The organism is Aeromonas sp. Y318-3, assembly GCF_027706185.1.
Taxonomy (GTDB): domain Bacteria; phylum Pseudomonadota; class Gammaproteobacteria; order Enterobacterales; family Aeromonadaceae; genus Aeromonas; species Aeromonas veronii.
The window spans coordinates 98,398-119,315 of sequence record NZ_JAPDCN010000002.1; the positions used below are offsets into that span (position 1 = coordinate 98,398).

The 20,918-nt window shown below is 59.9% G+C and carries 20 protein-coding genes; 15 read left to right on the forward strand and 5 right to left on the reverse strand.

Features of this window, described 5'->3' with window-relative positions; all coding sequences use genetic code 11:
- Positions 1-345 precede the first annotated feature (345 nt).
- Positions 346-1,362, forward strand: a complete 1,017-nt coding sequence (locus OKB77_RS02970) for a lipoate--protein ligase A (protein ID WP_201951766.1) — start codon at positions 346-348, stop codon at positions 1,360-1,362.
- A gap of 223 nt (positions 1,363-1,585) precedes the next feature.
- Positions 1,586-3,280 carry a pyridoxal phosphate-dependent decarboxylase family protein gene (locus OKB77_RS02975; protein WP_201951763.1) on the forward strand — a complete coding sequence of 565 codons (1,695 nt, stop codon included), beginning with the start codon at positions 1,586-1,588 and terminating at the stop codon, positions 3,278-3,280.
- A 146-nt stretch (positions 3,281-3,426) separates the two neighbouring features.
- Here OKB77_RS02975 and OKB77_RS02980 read toward each other — a convergent pair whose 3' ends face one another.
- From OKB77_RS02980 to OKB77_RS02995, 4 genes are all read right to left on the reverse strand, one after another.
- A complete protein-coding gene (locus OKB77_RS02980) occupies positions 3,427-4,056 on the reverse strand; it encodes an NAD(P)H-binding protein (protein ID WP_201951759.1) in 630 nt (209 codons plus the stop codon).
- A 171-nt stretch (positions 4,057-4,227) separates the two neighbouring features.
- Positions 4,228-4,566 (reverse strand): outer membrane protein assembly factor BamE, encoded by a 339-nt coding sequence (bamE, locus tag OKB77_RS02985; RefSeq protein WP_005337980.1) that lies wholly within the window; start codon positions 4,564-4,566, stop codon positions 4,228-4,230.
- 125 nt (positions 4,567-4,691) lie between these two features.
- Positions 4,692-5,375, reverse strand: a complete 684-nt coding sequence (locus OKB77_RS02990) for a DUF1566 domain-containing protein (RefSeq protein WP_201951754.1) — start codon at positions 5,373-5,375, stop codon at positions 4,692-4,694.
- 1 nt (position 5,376) lies between these two features.
- On the reverse strand, positions 5,377-8,046 hold the full coding sequence (locus OKB77_RS02995; protein ID WP_234922454.1) for a DUF1566 domain-containing protein: 2,670 nt from the start codon (positions 8,044-8,046) through the stop codon (positions 5,377-5,379).
- A gap of 557 nt (positions 8,047-8,603) precedes the next feature.
- On the opposite strand from OKB77_RS02995, the gene OKB77_RS03000 reads away from it, so the two are divergent.
- Genes OKB77_RS03000 through OKB77_RS03060 form a run of 13 tightly spaced genes read left to right on the forward strand, consistent with a single transcriptional unit; the run spans position 8,604 to position 19,434 of the window.
- Positions 8,604-8,807, forward strand: coding sequence for a Flp family type IVb pilin (locus tag OKB77_RS03000; RefSeq protein WP_139406266.1), 204 nt, complete (start codon positions 8,604-8,606; stop codon positions 8,805-8,807).
- Positions 8,807-9,220 carry a prepilin peptidase gene (locus OKB77_RS03005; RefSeq protein ID WP_180342881.1) on the forward strand — a complete coding sequence of 138 codons (414 nt, stop codon included), beginning with the start codon at positions 8,807-8,809 and terminating at the stop codon, positions 9,218-9,220. Before OKB77_RS03000 ends, OKB77_RS03005 begins: the two co-directional genes overlap by 1 nt.
- Positions 9,221-9,229: 9 nt before the next feature.
- Positions 9,230-10,120 carry a Flp pilus assembly protein CpaB gene (cpaB, locus tag OKB77_RS03010; protein WP_201951747.1) on the forward strand — a complete coding sequence of 297 codons (891 nt, stop codon included), beginning with the start codon at positions 9,230-9,232 and terminating at the stop codon, positions 10,118-10,120.
- Between the two features lie 19 nt (positions 10,121-10,139).
- Complete coding sequence (locus OKB77_RS03015) at positions 10,140-11,537, forward strand: type II and III secretion system protein family protein (RefSeq protein WP_201952291.1); 1,398 nt, start codon at positions 10,140-10,142, stop codon at positions 11,535-11,537.
- A gap of 11 nt (positions 11,538-11,548) precedes the next feature.
- Positions 11,549-12,097, forward strand: a complete 549-nt coding sequence (locus OKB77_RS03020) for a pilus assembly protein FlpD (protein WP_201951744.1) — start codon at positions 11,549-11,551, stop codon at positions 12,095-12,097.
- 3 nt (positions 12,098-12,100) lie between these two features.
- Positions 12,101-13,234 carry an AAA family ATPase gene (locus tag OKB77_RS03025; protein WP_201951741.1) on the forward strand — a complete coding sequence of 378 codons (1,134 nt, stop codon included), beginning with the start codon at positions 12,101-12,103 and terminating at the stop codon, positions 13,232-13,234.
- On the forward strand, positions 13,234-14,547 hold the full coding sequence (locus OKB77_RS03030; RefSeq protein ID WP_201951739.1) for a CpaF family protein: 1,314 nt from the start codon (positions 13,234-13,236) through the stop codon (positions 14,545-14,547). Before OKB77_RS03025 ends, OKB77_RS03030 begins: the two co-directional genes overlap by 1 nt.
- Positions 14,544-15,428: a type II secretion system F family protein gene (locus OKB77_RS03035; RefSeq protein WP_201951737.1), complete on the forward strand. Its 885-nt coding sequence runs from the start codon at positions 14,544-14,546 to the stop codon at positions 15,426-15,428. The genes OKB77_RS03030 and OKB77_RS03035 overlap by 4 nt, the downstream gene beginning before the upstream one ends.
- A gap of 3 nt (positions 15,429-15,431) precedes the next feature.
- Positions 15,432-16,316 carry a type II secretion system F family protein gene (locus tag OKB77_RS03040; protein WP_201951728.1) on the forward strand — a complete coding sequence of 295 codons (885 nt, stop codon included), beginning with the start codon at positions 15,432-15,434 and terminating at the stop codon, positions 16,314-16,316.
- Positions 16,317-16,335: 19 nt separating this feature from the next.
- Positions 16,336-17,094 carry a tetratricopeptide repeat protein gene (locus OKB77_RS03045; protein WP_201951726.1) on the forward strand — a complete coding sequence of 253 codons (759 nt, stop codon included), beginning with the start codon at positions 16,336-16,338 and terminating at the stop codon, positions 17,092-17,094.
- A complete protein-coding gene (locus OKB77_RS03050) occupies positions 17,091-17,564 on the forward strand; it encodes a TadE/TadG family type IV pilus assembly protein (RefSeq protein WP_216948294.1) in 474 nt (157 codons plus the stop codon). Before OKB77_RS03045 ends, OKB77_RS03050 begins: the two co-directional genes overlap by 4 nt.
- On the forward strand, positions 17,561-18,052 hold the full coding sequence (locus OKB77_RS03055; RefSeq protein ID WP_184232358.1) for a pilus assembly protein FlpK: 492 nt from the start codon (positions 17,561-17,563) through the stop codon (positions 18,050-18,052). The genes OKB77_RS03050 and OKB77_RS03055 overlap by 4 nt, the downstream gene beginning before the upstream one ends.
- Entirely contained in the window at positions 18,052-19,434 is a 1,383-nt protein-coding gene (locus OKB77_RS03060; protein WP_201951722.1) for a vWA domain-containing protein, read from the forward strand. Before OKB77_RS03055 ends, OKB77_RS03060 begins: the two co-directional genes overlap by 1 nt.
- 49 nt (positions 19,435-19,483) lie before the next feature.
- Here the strand turns inward: OKB77_RS03060 and yiaY are convergent, their stop codons facing one another.
- Positions 19,484-20,635, reverse strand: coding sequence for an L-threonine dehydrogenase (gene yiaY / locus OKB77_RS03065; protein WP_100654129.1), 1,152 nt, complete (start codon positions 20,633-20,635; stop codon positions 19,484-19,486).
- Between the last annotated feature and the right edge of the window lie 283 nt (positions 20,636-20,918).

The following is a 20,918-nucleotide window of genomic DNA, read 5'->3' on the forward strand; positions in this document are numbered from 1 at the left end:
GGTATAGGGGGGTTGGAAAGTCATTTTTGTGTCGTTCATCACACGGGATGGATACATGCCGCTTTTTTGCAAGTTATGTGACCAATAAGAGAGTCATATGGCCTATCTAAGTGGTCGCATTCTAGCCACTTTTTCCCGTTTTTATCGTTGTCATTGTGGCTTGACTGCATTTTTTCCGTGGTTGCACGTCAAGCTGTGTCGTTATATCAATAGATACTTTTATGGGACGGTCAGGTGTGACGCAAATGTGTCGCGGCTGCTGCGCACCGGTTAATGTGCGACGACTCAGTGATGGTACCCCGTCAGTGTTATCATGCTGCCCCCAGTTCCGGATAAGGTCTTTTTATGTCCCGCTTGCGTCTGCTTGTCTCCGACTCTCACGATCCCCTGTTCAATCTGGCCGTTGAGGAGTGCATCTTCCGCCAGATGGATCCCCGTCAACGGGTGCTGTTCCTTTGGCGAAACGCCAATACCGTGGTGATTGGCCGAGCCCAGAACCCGTGGAAGGAGTGCAACACCCGCCGCATGGAGGAGGATGGGGTGACCCTGGCGCGCCGCAGCAGTGGCGGTGGCGCCGTGTTCCACGATCTTGGCAACAGCTGCTTCACCTTCATGGCGGGCAAGCCGGAGTATGACAAGAGCGTCTCCACCGCCATCGTGCTGGACGGGCTCAAGCGATTGGGGATCGAGGCGCTTGCCTCCGGTCGCAACGATCTGCTGGTGGCGACCCCGGACGGGGAGCGCAAGGTATCGGGGTCGGCCTATCGGGAGACTCTGGATCGCGGATTCCACCACGGCACCCTGCTGCTGGACGCCGATCTCGGTCGGCTCGCCAACTACCTCAACCCCGACCCCAAGAAGCTGGCAGCCAAGGGGATCACCTCGGTGCGCGGTCGGGTGGCCAATCTGTGCGAACTGCTACCGGGGATCAACCATCAACAGGTGAGCAAGGCGCTGCAGGAGGCCTTCTTCCACCATTACGGTGCGCGAGTTGAGCCCGAGTATATCTCCCCGGTGCAGATGCCGGATCTGCCCGGTTTTGCCGAGACCTTCGCCCGTCAGCGCAGCTGGGAGTGGAACTATGGCCATGCCCCGGCGTTCAGCCATCTGCTGGAGGAGCGGTTCAGTTGGGGCGGGGTGGAGTTGCACTTTGATGTGGAGAAGGGGGGCATCACCCGGGCGCAGCTCTTTAGCGATACTCTGGAGCCGGCCCCGTTTGATCTGCTGGCGGCCGAACTGGCGGGTTGCGGCTATCGACCGGAGGCGGTTTCCGCGCGCCTGCAGCCCTGGCTGGCGGCCTTTCCGCAACAGCAGAGTGAGCTGGCGGAGTTTTCCGAGTGGCTGTTGGCATCCCTGCGTTGAGGGGGACGCTGCGCTGATGGTGGTCTGGTAGTAAGGACTCTGTCAGCCAGTATGGGAGCAAGATCACGAAATATAAAGAGGCGCCTCAAAGGCGCCTTTTTGCCAGCCCTTGTGATGGCTGATACATGACAAAAAGTAGGGTAGGCCATTAGATATTGTCACTGTCGGCCCCGCTGGTACAGGGGTATAACGGCCGCACATTTGCTGTACTAATGGTATAAAAATGAGTGACTTAGTTTATTTGCAAGACGAAAGCGTCAATGCCGTCCATCCCGATTTCTCCGCCCGTATCGCCACCGTCAAAGCCAACTTTTTCTCGCGCAATCCCGATCTCTGGCCGGTTTTTCGCGAACCCGGATTTGCCACCCTCAACGAATTTCGGGCCCGTGGCCTGGCCCCCGATGCCCGCCTGAATGCCTGGCCTGATGGCCGTGCCCGCCTGGCCGATCTCTGCGAGACCATGCCGGTGCCCGCCACCATGCGCACCCCGGACGAGCCGATGGCCGAGTTGCTGTTTGCCGCCGCGCTGTCGAAGGATTGGGAGAACCCCTCCAGCGTCGAGAATGTCATCACCATGTCGGCGGATCCCGCTATCTATGGCGCCCAGCTGGGCATTTTGGCCAACCCCAATCTGGTCTACTCCGAATATGCCGGAGTGGCCGAGGAGCTGGAGAAGAAGGTGGTGCGCCAGATTGCGCTGCTGGCAGGCTATGATCCCGAGCGCGCCACCGGCATCTTCACCCAGGGGGGGACCTTCTGTAACCTCTACGGCTACCTGCTCGGCATTCGCAAAACTTTGCCGGAGGCCAAGCACAAGGGGCTCGGTCACTATCAGGATTACCGCATCATCAACTCTCAGGGGGGGCATTACTCCAACATCACCAACCTCTCCCTGCTCGGGGTCGACATCGAGAACAAGACCATCCGCATTCAGGTCGGCGAGAACAACGACATCGATCTCGACCACCTCGAGCGCACCCTGACCGCCTGTTTTGCCCTGAAACACGTGGTGCCGACCATCATGCTCACCATGGGCACCACCGACACCTTCGGGGTGGATCAGGTGAAACCCGTGTTCGAGCTGCGCAATCGCCTCTGCGAGCAGTTCGAGGTGACAGTCAAGCCCCATATCCACGTCGATGCCGCCATCGGCTGGTCGATGATCTTTTTCCTGGGTTACGACTTTGCCGCCAACCCGCTCGCCATCAACAGCGCCACTCTGGCGGGGATCGAGCGCAACGTGGCACGCTTTGCCGAGCTGAAATATGCCGACTCCTTCACCGTCGACTTCCAGAAGTGGGGCTATGTGCCCTACACCTCCAGTCTGGTGATGATCAAGGAGCAGGATGACCTCAAGGCGATGGAGAATGACCCGGAGAACTTCTCCTACTTCGAGCGGGACATTCAGGGCCAGACCCACCTGCAATCCACCATCGAGTGCTCTCGTGGCGCGAGTGGTCTGTTCGGTGCCTATGCGGCGCTCAACTATATGGGGGTGGAGGGGTATCGCACCGTGTTGGCCCACTGCCTGCAAAATGCCAACTACTTCCGCTTCCGGTTAAGCCAGCTGGGCAACGTCAAGCTGGTGGCGCAGGAGAATCAGGGGCCGAGCGTCGGCTTCAAGATCTACAACCCCGAGTGGGTGAGCGATCCGGAGGCCGAGTTCGCCTTCGAGCTGGCCCGCTCCAGCGACCCTGCCTACAAGGCGCGCTTGCAGCGCAACACCGATTACCACCGCGGCCTGTTCAAGGGGCGCGGCAAGGTGGGGCTCTACACCAACTGGGTGGAGGCGGTGGCCCACTCCGACTATGACGCCCGCGGCAAGTACTCCTACATCGCCGGGGAGAAGGCGGTATTTATGAACCCTGCCTGCACTCGCGCGCAGATCGACGCCTTTATCGACCATATTCGCGGTTGATGGCACTCTTCCTGACCACCGATAGTGGCCAGGGTGGTTAGGAACCTCGCCAACAGATAAACAAAGGGCAAGCCGGTTGGCTTGCCCTGCTGTTTTTGCGGCTCTGTTTTTGCAGCACTGTGCGTAAGTAGTAGGGAAGGCCTAGTTCAGAGGGCCAGCAGTTGCTCGTTCTCGACAATCTCGCACCCGGCGGGCAGTTTCGAGAGGGCGATCATGGCGCGGGCCACCTGACGGGCCTCGATGGCGCGCCAGCGGGCGAGCTTGCCCACCAGCAGTGGCCGAAACAGCGGGTAGATGGTCTGAAAGATCTGCTCGGAGAGGCGCGGTGGCTGGCGATCCCCGAGCAGCATAGCGGGCCGTACGATGGCGAGCCGTGGCCAGGATTGGGCCAGCAGGGCCTGCTCCATCTCCCCCTTGGTTCGCGGATAGAGAGCCGGGGACGATGCACTGGCCCCCATGCTCGAGACCACGATGAGCCGTTGACAACTGTGGCGGCGGGCCAGATCGGCAAAGGCGACCACATAGTCGAGATCGACCCGGCGAAACGCCTCGGCAGAGCCCGCCTCCTTGCGGGTGGTGCCGAGGGCACAGAAGGCGATATCGACCGGGCGGGAGAGGGTGACGCTGGCCAGATCATCAAAATTGACCGGCAGCCAGTGGTGCGCCTCCTTGCCCGGCTTGCGACAGAGCAGGGTCAGTTCATGTTCGGCAGGCAGTTGCTGCACCAGTTCGCGACCGATCAGGCCGCTGGCTCCGGCAATCAGGATCCGGCTCATGGGGATTCTCCCTGTGTCATTCGATGGTGTTGATGCCATGGTGGCTGTTCATCAGCATCAGGCAATTTGCGAGCAGCTGCAATGGGGAGAAATGACTCAGTGTTGTCGGGTTGGATGAATTACGCGGGGCTGGATAAAACAAAACCGGCGCGAGGCCGGTTTTGCGGGATATCAGAGCGGGGTATTGAAAGCTGCTGGCAGCGGGAAGTCACCCGTCACTGTGGTCAGCCTGTCGTTGGCGAAGGTGACGGTGAGCTCTTTGCGCTCCTTGTCGCCGTGGCCCGGCTGGAATTCATAGAGGTAGTACCAGGTGTTGGGGTCAAAGCCGTCACGCAACATGGGGGTTCCCAGTACATAGCTGACCTGCTCGCGGGTCATCCCCTGGCGCAGTTTGTCGACCTGTTTTTGTTCCACATAGTTGCCCTGGGGAATATCGATACGATAGACCAAGCTGCAACCGGAGAGGGTGAGGGCGGTCAAAGCCGCGGCAATCAGGTGTTTCATCCGCATATCGAGTTCAGATCATCCATTCAAGTCTTTTTACGCTGGCCGAATCATACCTACTCCCTTGGCGGAAGTAAAAAGCCAAGGCAAAAATAGCCAAAGGGAGTTACCTCCCTTTGGCCTGCACTGCATCATTCACTGTGGCTAGGGATTGGCCTGACGAGCCTAAGCATAGGTGCACCATAACGGCCGTCATTAAACACTTCATGTGATGGTGCGAACTCAAGGTAGTTGTATCCATCCCCGGAGGAACTGTCAGAAATAAACTTGAGCATGGTTAAGGTATTGCTTTGCTCGGCTAGCTTGTTGCAAGCCTGTGTTTGCTCTTCGGTCAGCGCATCAAATCTGGCTTCGCACGCACGCTGTTTGAGAGCTTCAGTGTCTGCGGCCAGCTGAGGGTCTGGAAAGCCCACTGCGCTGTAGGTAGCAGGTTGGCACTGAGGGTTGTAGAGGGTAAACAGTTCCTTGATGTCTGGGGCCCGCCAAGGGTGTGCAGGGGAGCCAAGCCGGTCGTTGGCCTGCATGATGATGGTCATCAATGGGTTGTCGTTCTGGCTTGCTCTGCTGTTGATCACCTCAGGCATGCCCTCGCAGCCAGAGCCATTACCACTGACTTGTTGACCGTAGGGGCAGTAGAGCCACTGCAGACCGGTGGCTCTGTCGTTGACCACCTGCAGCTTGCCTTCGGCCGTGTCGATCAGTTCGCTAACGAAACGGGTACCATCGTCCTGATAGCCAGGCAGGCATTCACGGGCCTGGCTTGCTGCCGGCAACAGGACGGCAGCAAGCAATAAGGGGAAGAGAGAGTGGTGCATTTTATTCTCCTGTGACCTTGAAGCCATCGCTCACCAGCATGACGTAGTGGGGTTGATACTGGCGGGCAATGCCGCCGCGTAGATATTTATCCGGGCGAACCTTGTAAGCATCTGGCCCCCCGTCATCTTTGTCCCAGGTGCCGATGGGGCGACTGACCGGCATCACATCCGAGGTCCAGAAGCCGTAGAAGATCCCCTCCAGCTCCTGCCATTTGCCATAGGTGTATTGCAAACCTGAATAGAGCGGGAAGTAGCGGGTGTCGAGGGCAATGGGGTTATCCCGGGTCAGGGTCATGATGCCGTAGAACTCCTGCTGGCTGGGGGCGCGCCAGTTGGAGAGGCCGCATAGCTTGCTCTGGTTGACCTGGCTTATCTGGCGTTTCAGGTTGCAGCGGCTGCGGTCACTGGCCAGAGCACCACTTTGCGGGTCATAGCAGCTGCCGTTGAAGGCGTTGTTGCTCTGGATATCGTCATAGGCAAACAGGCTTTTGTCATCGTGCAGGGAAGATTCGCCATCCTTGTGTTGTACCTTGGTCTCCCACACCAGCCCACTCAGGGCGTCGGCCACGCAGGCAAACGGCATCTGTTTGTAGGAGAGATCCTGGCGTGGCAGCGGTTCTCCCCGGTTGTCCAGCTTGATGTAGCGAGCGCCGAGCACTCCATCCAGATTGCTGTTGACCGCTTGTCCACTCAAGGGATCGCAGCGGCTATCCAGGTCCCGGCCACGCTTGCCATCATCTAGCCCCATGCTGTGGGTGATACGGGTATCGGCCACATGCAACTGCCCGGCTCGGTAGGTCAGTGGGGCACTGATGGTGCCACCCTCGCTCATCACTCTTATCTGGTAGTCCTGATAGTGAGGGAGACCCTTGAGGGTGATGCGAGTCTGCTGGCTGATGTTTTGCTGTTCGGCGTTTTCAATATGTTCAAACGGGGTTTTCCCCCAGCCAATTCGATACTGACTCACTCCCTCCTGGGGTTGCCAGCCGAGGGTGACCCAGTGGCTGCCATCCTGATCACGGCCCTGACCCAGAATAGCCAGGCCGATCACTTGATCTGACAACACCTCGCGCTGACAGGCGGGGGATATGGGGCTGTTGGGGTAGGGGGTGAGCCAGCTACCCGCTGTGCTGGTTCCGGGATAGAGAAGAGCATCGCTTTCCGAGTTGCGGATCAGACCGGCCGCCGCCTTGATGATATGGGAGATGTTCTTGTCTGGATTGGCATTCAACAGGGGGCCCAGCCCGCTATTTTCGGCGATGGTGGTTTCCAGTTTGAACAGGTCCGGTATCTGATTGTTGCGGGACACGGTTGAATATTCATTGGCCATGTTGATCTCCAGCCAGCTCAGCAGTTGCTGGCGAAAATCAGTGCCCTCGATCAGGTTGACAGGTTGCTGCCAGAGCTCCCCCTCGGCCTGCAGGGCAACCATGGCTGCCAGTAGCTCAACCTGATGCCTCGGTAGTGCCTTGAGTTTTTGATCCAGCTCAGCCAGGGTCCAGGCTTGCCAGTCCAGGAAAGAGCCCATGCCGGCACTGAGTGTGGTTTTGAGCAGCAGAGCCCACTGCGCCGTGGTGGTATAGCCCACATTGAGGCGCGGATATTCGTTGGCACCGAGCATGCTATCGCGATTTTCATCGCGCTTGACCAGCTCGCAGAAAGAGCCAAGCACCGAGCGCAGTTCCACCTCACTCTTGGCATCCTGTACCACCAGGGTAAGGGTGTCTTCCATCAGGTCATCACTGGTCTCGCTGCTGCCCGGTTTGCAACTGGCGAAGCTGTTGTTGAGGTCAGCGAGCGTGAGAGTGATGCTGTACTGGTTGCCCTGCTTGATGGGAAGAGACTCTTGCATCTGACCACTCTGGGCCATTACCGCAAGCCGTTGTGGCCGAATGGGGCGTTCGGGTTTGAAATAGTGGGCATTGAGCCCATCGTGGTTGGGTTTGGCACCGATCTCTACCGATACCGATGCTTCGCTCAGACGAGAGGGGAATTGTCCCAGCAAGGTCAGTTTGCGCTGTGGGTAGAAGGTGGTGAGCAGCTGGTAGGTCGCTGTGCGGGTATCCAGTTTCTCCATGGCAGTGAGGGCATCGTTCAGCCGGGCTTCGGCGTCGTCAGGTAATGTTGTGCCTTGGCTGGTGGCCACTGTCGTCAGGTGTTCAAACAGGGTGGATGTCGGGTTGGACTGTTGCTGGTTGACCAGTGCAGTTGCCAACTCACCGAGCTGCCGGGCCGGGTTCGGCATATCGCCGTTCATGGTTAACTGCAGCAAGGCGGTGAGATCTCGGGCAAAACGGTGATTGAGATGAGGGTCACTGAAGAGCTGGCCAGAGACATCCTGTTTTCCCTCCTGCTTTTGCAGCGCCGCCATGATGCTCTGATATGCCAGCGGCATGGGGGAAAGGTGCAGACGAGGACTCTCTTGCTCGGTGATGATGCCATCCCCGTTTTGATCCTGTTTGAGCAGTTGTGTCAGCGTAGGCAATTCACTGCTGAGGGATAGCGCGCTGTTCTGACGGTGGCTGGCGACAAGGTGCAGCGCCTTGTCTTGTGGCCATTGGCTCAATTTCAGTTTGAAGCCGAAACTGCCATCAGCCTGAGCGCTCTGGGTGACGCAGACCTTGTCAGCACAGAGCTGAATATCAAATTGCCCACCCTGGTCGTGAGTCAACGGCAGTGCGCCGGCCAGATCCAGCGAGGTGGGTGGGGCGGGCTGTGTTGTCCCCGTTGTTGGTTGGCCCGATTGGTCTGGTGACGTTGTTCCCGAGCCGCTACCTGAGCTCCCTCCGCTGCTACTGCTGGTGCTTCCTCCGCTGGCAGTACCTCCAGCTGTGCCCGGGTTGTTGCCACTTCCGCTATCCGGTGTGGTGGGTTGCTGGTTGCTACCGCTTCCTCCGCTGTTGCTTGCGTTATTTCCCGCCTGCTCGGGGCTGCCCAGCTCTGCCTTGCATGCCAGTAATGTGGCGCAGCAAAGGAGCAATAGCAGTGGTTTCGTTGTCCTGAACACGTTCGACTCCGTTATTGTTGTTTAGATTATTAATCTGCCAAGTCCGGTTTTTAGCTCGCATATGAAACTCATTGCAGATGCTTTTGCTGTTAACTTCGTTAAATTTGCAAATTCACTCTGCGAATTATTTCATTTGGTGATAATGATATTGATTCTCGTTTGTGATCTCAATATCATCCTGTCGTTGTTTAATTTCAGGCATAAAAAAACAGGGACAAAAAATGACGATGCGAGTTTGGGATTACCTTCGTGACTACCTGAAGGATGAAAGCGGTGCCACGGCCATTGAGTACGGCATCCTGGCTGCCGGGTTGGCGGCCGGGATCCTGGCCATATTTGGCTCGGACGGGATCTTCATCACGGCGTTGAAAGAGAAGTTCACCGCTATCGTTGCCGGGTTGAATATGGGCGCGGCTGGCAAGTGATGGCGTGGGGGCAATGGCTCGCCATACTGATGGTCTGCTGGTGTCTGGTCAGTGATCTGTTCGAACGGCGGATCCCCAATCTTGCGGTGCTGGTACTGGCCCTCTGGGTTGGCTGGTTGTTGCCGTTCAATCCGCTGTCACTGGTGTTGGCCATACTGACCTTGCTGTTGGGGCTGGTTGCCTATCACCGAGGCTGGTGTGGCGCCGGGGACAGTAAGTTGCTGGCGGTCTGCCTCTATGGGGCTGGCGAGCAATGGCCCGAATTATTGCTGTTGATGGCGTTCTCCGGTGGTCTGCTCAGCCTGGTGTGTTTGATCCATAGCCGCCTGCGCCCTTCACCCAATCCAACTACTGTGCCTTATGGGGTTGTCATCCTCTGGGCGACAGCTCTGACCACACCTCTATTTATGTAGTCACACCTTATGAAGAAACTCTTTTTGCTTATCGCTGCACTGCTGGTGCTGGCGGCGATGCTGGCTACCTTGTGGCCAGCTGAACCTGCGCCGCAGAGCGCTGCATCCCCACGGGATGCGCCAGCAGAATCGTTGACGCCGGATCGGGTGGCCCAAGTGCTGGTTGCCGCCCATCGGGTACAGGCCGGTTCTTTCATCCATCCCGAAGATCTGGGCTGGCAAGCCCTTCCCGAAGCCGAAGAGAGGAACCTGCCGGGTCTCTTTCTGTTTGGTTTTACCGATACCAAGGCCCTTAAGGGGAGTCTGGTGACCCGCACGCTGGAGGCGGGCCAGATAGTCTCTGCCGATGATTTGGTTCGTCCCGAGCAGAGTCACTATCTCTCCGCCATGATGGCGCCGGGCATGCGAGCGGTGACCCTGGCGTTGGGGAGGGAGGCGGCCAGCCACGGCCTGGTCCGGCCCGGTAACCGGGTGGATGTGATCCTCACCAGCAAGCATGCGCGTCAGCACAATGCCCAAGGGGCAGAGGTAACCAGCAATCAGTCGGCCGAGATCATTCTGACCGATATCAAACTGCTGGCCATCGATGCCCAGGTGACCGATATCGCCGCGCTCAACGGCAATCCTGCGGCACAGGATAACTTCGACCAGGTCGCCGTGACCTTCGAGTTGCCCCCTCGGGCGGCAGCACGCTTGTTGCTGGCACATCGCTTGGGAGAGCTGGCTCTGGTACTGCGTTCGGCACAGAGCGCACCGGCGGGCAGCCCTGCGATGGCGCTGCCGGAGGGGAGTCTGATATGGGCTGAACAGGTCGCTCGCGGCCAGAACCCGAGAGCCATTCCAGGTCATGGGGTCAAGATCAGTTATGGCGACGGTAACGACCGAACCCGTCAACCCTAATCAACACAGAAAGGAAATGATGTTGCGAACATTTGCCATATTGCTCGCCATGCTGCCGCTCTGGGCCGCAGCCGCCGAGAGCCTGACGCTCACTCCCGAGCAATCCACCCTGCTCAATTTTGATGAACCTGTGCTGGATGCCTTTGTGGCCAATTCGGAGCTGGTCAGAGTGCACAGTCCCTCTGATCAGCAGTTGCTGATCTATGGCCGCAAGGTGGGCAACACCGATCTGGTGGTGACCGCCCTCGATGGCCGAACCCTGGGTCACTATCGGGTAACCGTAGCCGCTGATCTCGCACCGCTTGAACAGCTGGCCCGTCAGCATTTCCCCCAGAGTCGACTCACCTTTAGCGAGTCGGGCGGTGCCATCGTAGTGGCAGGAGAGGTGACCAGCCCGCTGCAGGCGCACGAAATCCTCAGCATGGTGGAAGGCTTTGCCAAGGGACTGCAACCGCAATCCGTCGCCCAGAGTACAGTGATGGCCCCTTCGCCTCCGGCGGGTAACCAAGATGAAGGTGCCGCTGTCGCCGGTGGGGGCAGCGGTCAGTACGCCAATGTCATCAACCAGCTGCGACTGGCCGGATCGGATCAAATCAACATATCGGTGCGCATCGTCGAGATGCAGCGTACTACCAGTGAACAGCTGGGGCTGCGCTGGAGCGCGATGGGTGAGTATCTGCAGTTGGGTGTCTCGCCGGGTAACCGTTTCCCTAAGCCGCTGGAGCGAGGCAGCTGGACCGGCAAGAAAGATGTGGTCTACATCAACGCCATCATCGATGCGCTGGTGGAAAACAGCCTGGTCAATGTACTGGCCGAGCCCAACCTGACGGCCAAATCGGGAGAGGCTGCGACCTTTATGTCCGGCGGTGAGTTCCCCTTTCCGGTTGGCAACGGGGATAACGGGCCCGAGATTGAGTTCAAGAAGTTCGGCATCTCGCTGGAGCTGACGCCGACCCTGCTGGACAACAATCGCATCAGCCTGACGGTCTCCCCGGAAGTATCGACCCTGAGCCGGGAGAACAGCGTCACCATTGCCGGGGTCGTGGTACCGGGCATCGAGACGCGTCGTACCACCACCACCATCGAGCTGGCTGACGGCCAGAGCTTTGCGCTGGCAGGTTTGGTGCGCAGCCATCGCAACCAGAATAACGAAGCGCTGCCCTTCCTGGGAGAGATCCCCGGGTTGGCCCCCTTCTTTGGCAGCAACAGCTTCAAAAATCAGGAGAGCGAGCTGGTGATCATCGCCACCGCCCGTCTGGTGCAGCCCACCAGCGATCCCCTCTCCTTGTCGACGCCGCTGGATCACTATCGGGCTCCGAGTCGCTTCGAGCGACTGTTCTTCACCGACATGGGGTCAACCCAATCGCCGGCGGCGCAGACAACCCGCCTGTTCGGCAACTATGGCTACAGCTACTGAGGAGGATGACCATGTTGAAAGAGACGCTGTTACTGGCCATGACGTTGCCGCTACTGGCTTGTACCACTCCACCTCCGGCTTCCCCTCTCAAGGATCAGTTGCAATTCCGGGTTGCCCCGTCGCAGTTGCAACAGCAGTTGCAATGGCAACTGGCCCCCTTGGCCAATCGGCTGGAGGCGGGCACCGTCACGCTGCAGATCAGCGGGCCGCAGCCAGCAAGCCATGCGCCAACGCCGGAGGCGCTGCGCCAGCAGCTGGCTCAGTGGCTGGCGCTCGATACCCGGCTCATCTTCACCCCGACCGGGCAAGGTGACTATCAGGTGCAACTCCATGCCACCTTGCAGCCGGATAGCTGCCGTTATGCCAGAGGCGGGGCGTCAGCCCCTGCCAGCGCCTGTCTGGTGCTGCGCAATCAATATCGTGCCCAAAGCCATGGCGAGCACTGGGCTCGTGGTGCCCGTTATGACGGCAGTGGTAGCGGCCTCGATGCCGGCGCGGTCCAGCGCCTCTATCAGGGCAAGGCCAAGTCGGCCAAGAAACAGCAGACGACCGGGGAGTAAGTCATGAGTGAACAAGCCAAACGGCTGGTGGCCGTGACGCGCCAGCCTGCCTTGAGTGCCGGGGTCGAGCGGGTGATGGCCGGATTGAGCGATGTGGAGCACCTGCAACTGATGGGTTCTCTGGCGGAGGCCAGAGCGCACTGTCTGGCTCACGGTGCGCCCGATATCCTGCTGGTGGAGGTGGAAAATCAGCAGACGCTGGCGGCCGATCTGGCGGCGCTTGCCGAATGTTGTCCACCCCAGATGCGGCTGGTGCTGCTGGGGGAGCGGGGGGATGTTGCCCTGTTTCGCTGGTTGATCTCGGTGGGGGTGGATGATTACTACCCGGCGCCGCTGGATCCTGATGCACTTCGTGCAGGTCTGCTGCGTCTGCTGGGGGTGCCGCTAGTGACCTCCTTGCGTAAAGGGAGAGTGATCTGTGTCGTGGGGGCCGCGGGTGGCGTGGGCACCAGTACCGTCTGCACCAATCTGGCACTGGAGCTGGCAGAGCAGCATCACCGTCAGGTGGCCCTGCTGGATCTCAATCTTTATCACAGCCGTCACCCCATTTTGCTGGGCAGCGACTATGCCCCGCCCGGCGAGCAGTGGTGGCAGGCGACCGATCGGTTAGATGGCACCCTGCTGGCCCACACCGCTCATCAACTCGGGTCACGGTTGTTCCTTTTCTATGACGAGGGCGCTGAGCTGGTGCTCGGCGCCGAGCAGCTGGTGGCCGCGGTCAATGTGATGGCGGAGCACTACAGCACCCTCATTATCGATGTGCCGGACCTGCGCAGCCATGGGTTACGCGCCTTGCTGCAAGAGGCAGATGTGGTGATCTGGTTGCACGATTTCAGTCTGGGGGCATTGCGACTGCTGGGGAACTTGCCCAAAGGGGGGCAGGCTCAACGTCACCTGCTGGTAGGCAACCATTGCCGCGGCAAGGAGGGGCGAGTGCCCGCCGCAGAGCTGGAGCGGGTCTGTGGTCAACCTCATGCAGCCGTATTGCCTTATGACCACGGCGCCTTTGTGCGAGCCGAGCGGGCCGGTATGGCGCTTATCAAGCAAAAAAGCAAACTGGCCCGAGCAATCAAGTGGCTGGCAGCCGAGCTGGTTGGCACTCAACCTGCGGGACGCCGCCGGGGAGGATTGCGCTGATGTTTGGACAAGCCAGCAATCGGCAGCCGTCGGTACAAGGGGCGCTGCTGACCATGTCTGAGGCGGCGCGCGAGGCGTTTTACGAGCTGGTGGAGCCCTCGGTGGCAGCCACCTTGCCCCGTGATGCATTGTTGGAGCGGGTCGCCAATGCCCTCGATCAGCTCTCGAGCCGCCGCATGCTCCCTTACAACCGTCAGGAGTTGCTCCTGCTGGGGCGGCAACTGGTGGACGAGATGGTTGGGGTCGGGCCGCTGCAACCCCTGCTCGATGATCCCGAGGTGTCGGACATTCTGGTCAATGGTCCGGACAAGGTCTATGTGGAGCGGCACGGCAAGCTGGTGTTATCGGGGGTGCGCTTTCGCGACCGTCAGCATGTGTTCAATGTGGCGCAGCGGATCGTCAATGCGGTGGGACGGCGGGTGGATGAGTCTACCCCCATGGTGGATGCCCGTCTGGCCGATGGCAGCCGGGTCAACGTCATTGCACCGCCTATTGCCCTGTGCGGTACCTCCATCTCCATTCGCAAATTCCCGAGTAGCCGCCTGACGTTGGCTCATCTGGTGGAGAAAGGGGCCTTGTCGGACGCCATGGCCCGCTTTCTCGGTCTGGCTGCTCGCAGTCGTTTCAACGTGTTGATCTCGGGGGGGACGGGGTCGGGCAAGACCACCCTGCTCAACGCCCTGAGCAAGCACATCCACGACGACGAGCGGATCATCACCATTGAAGATGCCGCCGAGCTCTCTCTTGAGCAGCCGCACTGGGTACCGCTGGAAACGCGCAACGAGAGTGCCGAAGGCAAGGGGGAGGTGAGCGTGCGGGCGCTGGTGCGAAATGCGCTGCGGATGCGACCGGACCGGATCATCTTGGGGGAAGTGCGCGGCGCCGAGGCGTTCGACATGCTGCAGGCGATGAACACCGGCCATGACGGTTCACTCTGCACCCTGCACGCCAACACCCCGGAAGATGCGCTGCTGCGCCTGACCAACATGTTGCAGATGGGGGCTGAGCGCCTCTCCGAGCAGATCATTCAGGCCCAGATCGCCAGCGCGGTGGATCTGGTGGTGCAACTGGAGCGAATGCGCGATGGTCAACGCCGCATCACTGCCATCAGTGAAATCACGGCGCTGGAGGGAGGCCAGATCAGGATGCAACCGTTGTTTCGTTTCGTGCTGGAGTCCGAGCTGCATGGCAAGTTGCAGGGGCGCTTCATGGCCCATCCGCTCTCGGCCGGGGTACAAGAAAAGGCCCGTCAGGCGGGCCTGCTAGCCGAGTTGCTGGCGTGTATGGATGAAGATGGGGAGGAGGGCGCATGAGTGTGCTGTTATCCGTCTGCCTTGGCTGGGGGGCGGCCTGTCTGCTGCTCTGGCAGTGGCAGAGTCGGCGTGACGCCTGGCTGCAACAGAGCCAGCGTTATGGCGGGCAACCGGAGTCCCGGGAGGCGGCGCGTCCCTTGCCCCAGTGGTATCAGCAGATGGTGACCATGGTGGGTCAGGAACAACTGACTCGCTGGTGCTGGCAGGGGCCGGCAGGCGCCGCACTTGCCTGCATCTTGCTGGTCGCCAATGGCATGCCGCTTTGGCTGGCGTTGTTGCTGGCGGTTGGCGGGGCACTGCTGCTTGGTCTGCTGCTCTATCAACAGCTGCAACAGCGGGCGCTGGAGCAGTTTCGCACCGGCCTGCCCGAGGTGATTGACGGGATGATCCGGGCGCTGCGGGTGGGGGCGCCGCTGGCCGATATTTTCCTGCAAGTGGCACGGCAGCAGCGCGGCTTGATTTCACGGCTGTTTGCCCAGATGCACGACGAGTTGCAGGTGGGGCAACCGGTGGCGCAAGTGATGCGACAGGCGGCAAGCAGGGTCACGGTGGCCGAGTTCCAGTTTCTGACCATAGTGCTCAGCCTGCAGCAAGAGACCGGTGGTCGCCTCTCCGACGTGCTGGCACAACTGGTCGAAACCCTGCGTGCCCGTCAGACCCTGGCGGCCAGCATCCAGACCATCACCGCCGAGAGTCGCAACTCTGCCAAGGTATTGGCCGCTCTGCCTGTCATCATCCTGCTGGTGCTGTTCAGTACCGGGCGGGAGCACTTTACCTATCTGATGACCACGGCCAGCGGCCAGTGGGTGATGGGGTATGTCTCATTCAGCGTGGCGGTGGGGCTCTGGCTTATCCGCCGGCTCACGCGTCTGCAGGGGTAGGTCATGGCTGTTACCCAACTATTCGCATTGGCACTGCTATCGCTTGCGCTTGCCGCAGTGACGGGCTGGTACGGTTACCGGCAACAGCAACAGTGGCAACAACAGTGTCGCCGTTATGCCACTCTTGCCGCGGCAAAGGTGCCGGGGCGTGAGTGGCTGGCGTGGTGCGGCCGCGGTTATCCGGTGGGCGGCCGCGAGCAGGCACGTTTGCAGCAGTTACTGGCGCAAGCCGGGGTCTTTGCCAGCCAGGGTTTTGACCGGTTACGGGGGGCCAAGCTGCTGGGGGGGCTGGGGTTGGCCATCATGGTGCTGACATGGCGCCTGCTGGTTGCCCCGGCCGATGGATTCACCCTGATGTGGGTACTGATGGCCTATGTAGTAGGGGCCGGTTTGCCGGAGCGCTGGCTGCAATGGCGGGCCCGCAAGGTCAAGGCGGCTCAGCAGAAGGTGGTGCCTGATGCCATCGACCTGCTGGTGATCAGTGTCGAGGCGGGGCTTGCGCTGGATCGGGCGTTGCTGCGAGTGGGCCACTATCTGGAGGCGCTGGAGCCGGGGCTTGCCCGGCAATTCTTGCGTACCCATGCCGAGATCCAGATGCGCGGCGATCAGGCCAGCTGTCTGGCACGGCTTGCCTGGCGGACCGGCTTGCCCGAGCTGGATCGTCTCGCCAACACCTTGCAAATGGCTCAGCAGTACGGGTCGCCATTGGCCGAGACCATGCGCACCATCAGTCAGGAGGCGCGCCAGATGCGACGACTGGCACTGGAGGAGCAGGCAGGCTCCCTGCCGGGCAAGATCACCCTCATCCAGATGGCGCTCATCATGTTGCCCATGCTGGTGCTGATCATTGCCCCCACCCTCAATTTGTTGATCAACAGCCTGCGTTGAGCAGGTGATGGAATCGGATATGAAATCAAGCTATTACCTCATTTTTATCTCGCTGCTTCTGCTGGCGGGATGCAGCAGCCATGGTGATGCATCGGCGCAGAGTCAGAGCAATGGCATGGCGGTGGCCAAGGCCGCTTTTGATTCTGCCCAGTATGAGAAGGCTGAACGCCTCTATCTGGCGCTCTTGAGCAGTGATGCCTCGCTGGAAGAGGCGCAGCTGATGCTGGCGCGAACCCGTTATCAGCAAGATAAAAAGCAGGCCGCACGCGATGGCCTGCAACAGCTGCTCGACCGCGCTGGCAAGCAGGCACCGGAGGCGGCCAATTATCTGGGCAAGTTCCTGCTCGATGATGGGCGCACGGAGGAGGCCGCAACCGCTTATCGTCAAGGACTCGCTTTGCCGGAGCTGACACCGTTGGCACGGGCCCGGCTCAGCAACGGGCTGGGGGTAGCCAGTCTGCGGCAGGGGGCGTTCGCCAAAGGGCGAGCGCTGTTTGAGGCGGCGGTCGCCGCTGCTCCGGATGAGCCTGACTATCGCGGCAATCTGGCATTGGGCTGGTTGATGGAGGGTAACCGGGTCGCAGCTCGTCAGGCCTTCGAGCCGCTGCTGCATTATCAGAGCCTGCCACCCCAGGTGGAGATGAACTACGCCCTGCTGCTGCTGGCCGAGGGCAATGAACCTCAGGCTCGCCTCATCCTGTCGCGCTTTCTCAGTGCCAGCCAGCTGGAACACGATATCCGGCTGCTCAAGGCGCAACTCAAAGGGCAGTCTGTGTGAATCATCAGCGTGGCGTGGCCAGCATCGAACTGGTGATCATCTTGCCACTGCTGCTGGCGTTGTTGTTGCTGGTGGTGGATGTGCTGCGGATACAGCTGCAATACAGCACCCTGGAGTATGGCCTGCGCGCTGCATTGCGGGAGCTGCAGGCCGAGTCGGCCGCCGGGCGGATCCCCTTGGCTGGCGCTATTCGGGAGCGGTTACTCAAGCAAGGGCACGGTGAATTGGCCGGGGTGGAGGTGACTGTCAGGCATCATGTGTCACTTGCAGCCATGTTGGGACAACAAGAGGGAGGGCTGGATCCGGGCAGTGACATCCGTGCGCCTGCCGATCCCGTGCTGGAGGTGACTGCCAGACTTCGCCCCCGTTTGCTGCTGACCCCGAGCTGGCTGGTGGCCGATCGCCAGCTGGGTTATCAGAGCACCTTGTTGTTGCTGACTGACCGGTTGCCGGCAGGTGGTGCAGGATGAGCAGAACCATCTCTCGACCCGCACAAAACAGAGGGAGCATCAGCATCGAGGCGATGTTGTTTATCCCCGCGCTGTTGGCCCTGCTCAGTTTTGGCAACGAGGCATTGCAACTGCTGCGCCTTGAACAGCGGTTGCACAATGTGGCCTATAACGTGACGCAGATAGTGACCCAGCAAGGGGTCACGCAGGATGCGGCGGCAGTTTCCCAGCTGGCGTTTTATCAAGGATTTGTGCAGCAGCAACTGGCGGCTCTGCATGGTGGGCAAGCGGCGTTGACCATAGAGCAGTACAACAGCGCCAGTGGTGAACTGTTGCCGCTGTTGCAGGGAAGTGGCTGTGCCGGGCAGGGCAATTGGCCGCCGCTGCGGGTTGGCACCTTGATGCGGGTGACCCTCTGCTATCGCCCGGATGTGGACGGGGGGGGCATGTTTCGCCGCCTGTGGGGCGATCGTGCGTTGACCACCCACTTTATTCAGGAGGTTCACTGATGCCACTATTGTCTGAACAGCGTGGCGGCTTATCTCCGGCATTCGCATTGATGCTGGTCGGGGTATTGGCGCTGACCGGGGTCGCCATCGAGCTGGTGCGCGGTTACAACGGCCAGAGTCTGCTCAGCGCCGCTGCCGATGCAGTCATCTACTCTGCGGCAGATAGCGACACAGCCTTGCAAGATGCCCAGGCGCTGATGCAGGCCAATCTGAGCGGGCGTAACCTGCAGGTGGCTACTCCCCGCCTGAACCAGGGAGAGCAGGGGGCGCAGGTGATCTTGCAGGGAAAAGTGCCCGCTCTGATGGATCTCTCGGCGATAGATGAAGAGGAGGAGGGGATGCCGATTGCGGCGGCTGCGCGTGCCAGCAGTGCACGAAGCCGGATCGAAGTCGCGCTGGTGCTGGATATTTCCGATTCCATGTCAGGTGCACCCATGAAGGCGATCAAGCAGGGCCTTGTCGAGTTTGGCGAGGTGTTGTTTGGTCGCGAGCGGCGCAATGAGGATCGGGTGGTCAGCATCATTCCCGCCACCGGGCTGGTCAATATCGGCGATCATCCCGAGCTGTTTCATCCCGAAAGCATCGAAATTCCCTTCGGGTTACGGACGCTTGCAGAGGAGCGTGGTTGGCTCAATCTGTTGTCGCGGGAGGTGCCTGGGCGTCAACGCAAGGCATTCTGTGCCAGATTGCCGGAACATGTTGATGGCATCGATCGGGTGGCAGAGGTCACGCCCGGCTGGATCCGTAAACTGGAGCAGGCCCCGCGGGATGAACTGAGGCCCCATCTTTTTTACAGCACCAAGCCTCCCCCCATTGCCCGTTATGGCGATGGGACGCCCTTGCTGGCCTTTGCGCCAAAAGAAAATCCGCTGGATCGCTATCTGGAAAACCGCCGTGACAAGCTCGGTATTTTCGATGATCCGGATTGCGGGGTCAGTCCGATCCAGCCTCATCTTGCGACCCGTGCCGACTATCGTCAGGCGCTTGATACCCTCTATGCCGCATTCAATACCAACACGGCAGAGGGGGTGATGTGGGGTTGGCGGCTGCTTTCACCAGAGTGGCAGGGACGCTGGCGGCAGGGGGCGGCAGCTTTGCCGCGCCGATATGGGTTACAGGATAACCGCAAGATCATGGTGCTGTTTTCCGATGGGGAACACATGACCGAAGCGGCATTGCGGGATCGCAAGCAGTTGCTGTTATGCCGGGAGATGAAACGCAAGGGGATCCAGATCTATACGGTGGCGTTCGAAGGGGATACCCGTTTCGTGGCCCAGTGTGCCAGTGATCGCTCCCTGGCCTTCAAAGCAACCAAAAGCAATATTCGTACTGTGCTGACCCGGTTGGCGAGCTCCATCAACGATGTCGTGTTGACGAAATAATGCAAAGAGGGGCCTGATCGGCCCCTCGCTATTCAAGGTGTTAACAGGGTCACATCGCCGCGCGGAAGATGGCGACGATCTCTTCGTGGCTCGCCTGTTTCGGGTTGGTGAAGCCGCAGGCATCTTTCAGGGCGTTGCTGGCCAGGGTATCGAAGTCATCGGCCTTGACGCCGAGTTGCTCCAGACCGGCCGGGATCTTCACATCCAGCGCCAGCTGCTTGATGGCGGCAATGGCAGCGGCGGCGCCCTGCTCGTCGTTCATGGCGCTCACATCCACCCCCATGTAGCGGGCGACATCCTTCAGACGAGCCGCGCTCACCTGGGCGTTGAACGCCTGAACGTGGGGCAGCAGCACGGCGTTGCAGACACCGTGGGGCAGGTCATAGAAACCGCCCAGCTGGTGGGCCATGGCGTGCACATAGCCCAGGCTTGCGTTGTTGAAGGCCATGCCGGCCAGGAACTGGGCATAGGCCATCTGCTCGCGGGCATGCAGGTCATCGCCATGGTGAACGGCGGTGCGCAGGTGCTTGGCAATCAGCTCGATGGCCATCACGGCGCTGGCATCGGTCACCGGGGTGGCGATGGTGGAGACATAGGCTTCGATGGCGTGGGTCAGGGCATCCATGCCGGTGGCGGCGGTGAGACCGGCTGGCTTGGCCAGCATCAGCTCGGGATCGTTGACCGACATCAGCGGGGTAACGTGCTTGTCGATGATGGCCATTTTCACGTGGCGCGCTTCGTCGGTGATGATGCAGAAGCGGGTCATCTCGGAAGCGGTACCGGCGGTGGTGTTGATGGCGATAAGCGGCAACTGTGGCTTGGCGGAGCGATCCACCCCTTCGTAATCCTTGATGCTGCCACCGTTGGCGGCCACCAGCGCGATGCCCTTGGCGCAGTCGTGGGGCGAGCCGCCACCCAGCGAGATGACGCAATCACAGCCGTTGGCCTTGATCATCGCCAGACCCGCTTCGACGTTGCTGGTAGTGGGGTTGGGTTTGGTCTCATCGAAAACAGCGCTTTCAATGCCATGTTCAGCCAACAGGGTGGTGAGCTTGGTTACCACGCCGATCTGGTTGAGGATCTTGTCGGTGACGATCAGCGCCTTGCGATAGCCGTAACCCTTGATATCGGCGGCAGCCTCTTGCAGACAGCCGGCACCCATCAGGTTGATAGCGGGAATATAGAACTTGAATGTAGCCATGATGGACTTCCTATAGTTAGCCATTAAGTGGTAGTTGAGCGCTAGGCTACCATCTAGAAAGGGATACAAAAGCATCTTGTTTACAACTTTACGGGGTCGATCACGAGTCGTTAATTAAGCGTTGAACCAGACTTGACTTTCCCGCATCTGACTCGATTTGCAGAAAAACGTTTGTCAATTATTTCATTGAGTTAGCAAACGTTTTGCGCAATGTTTGTCACTGTCAATGCGTGGAAGTGTGAGGCGCTTCAAGGAATTGGAAAGCGCTTTCGACCATAGTTGG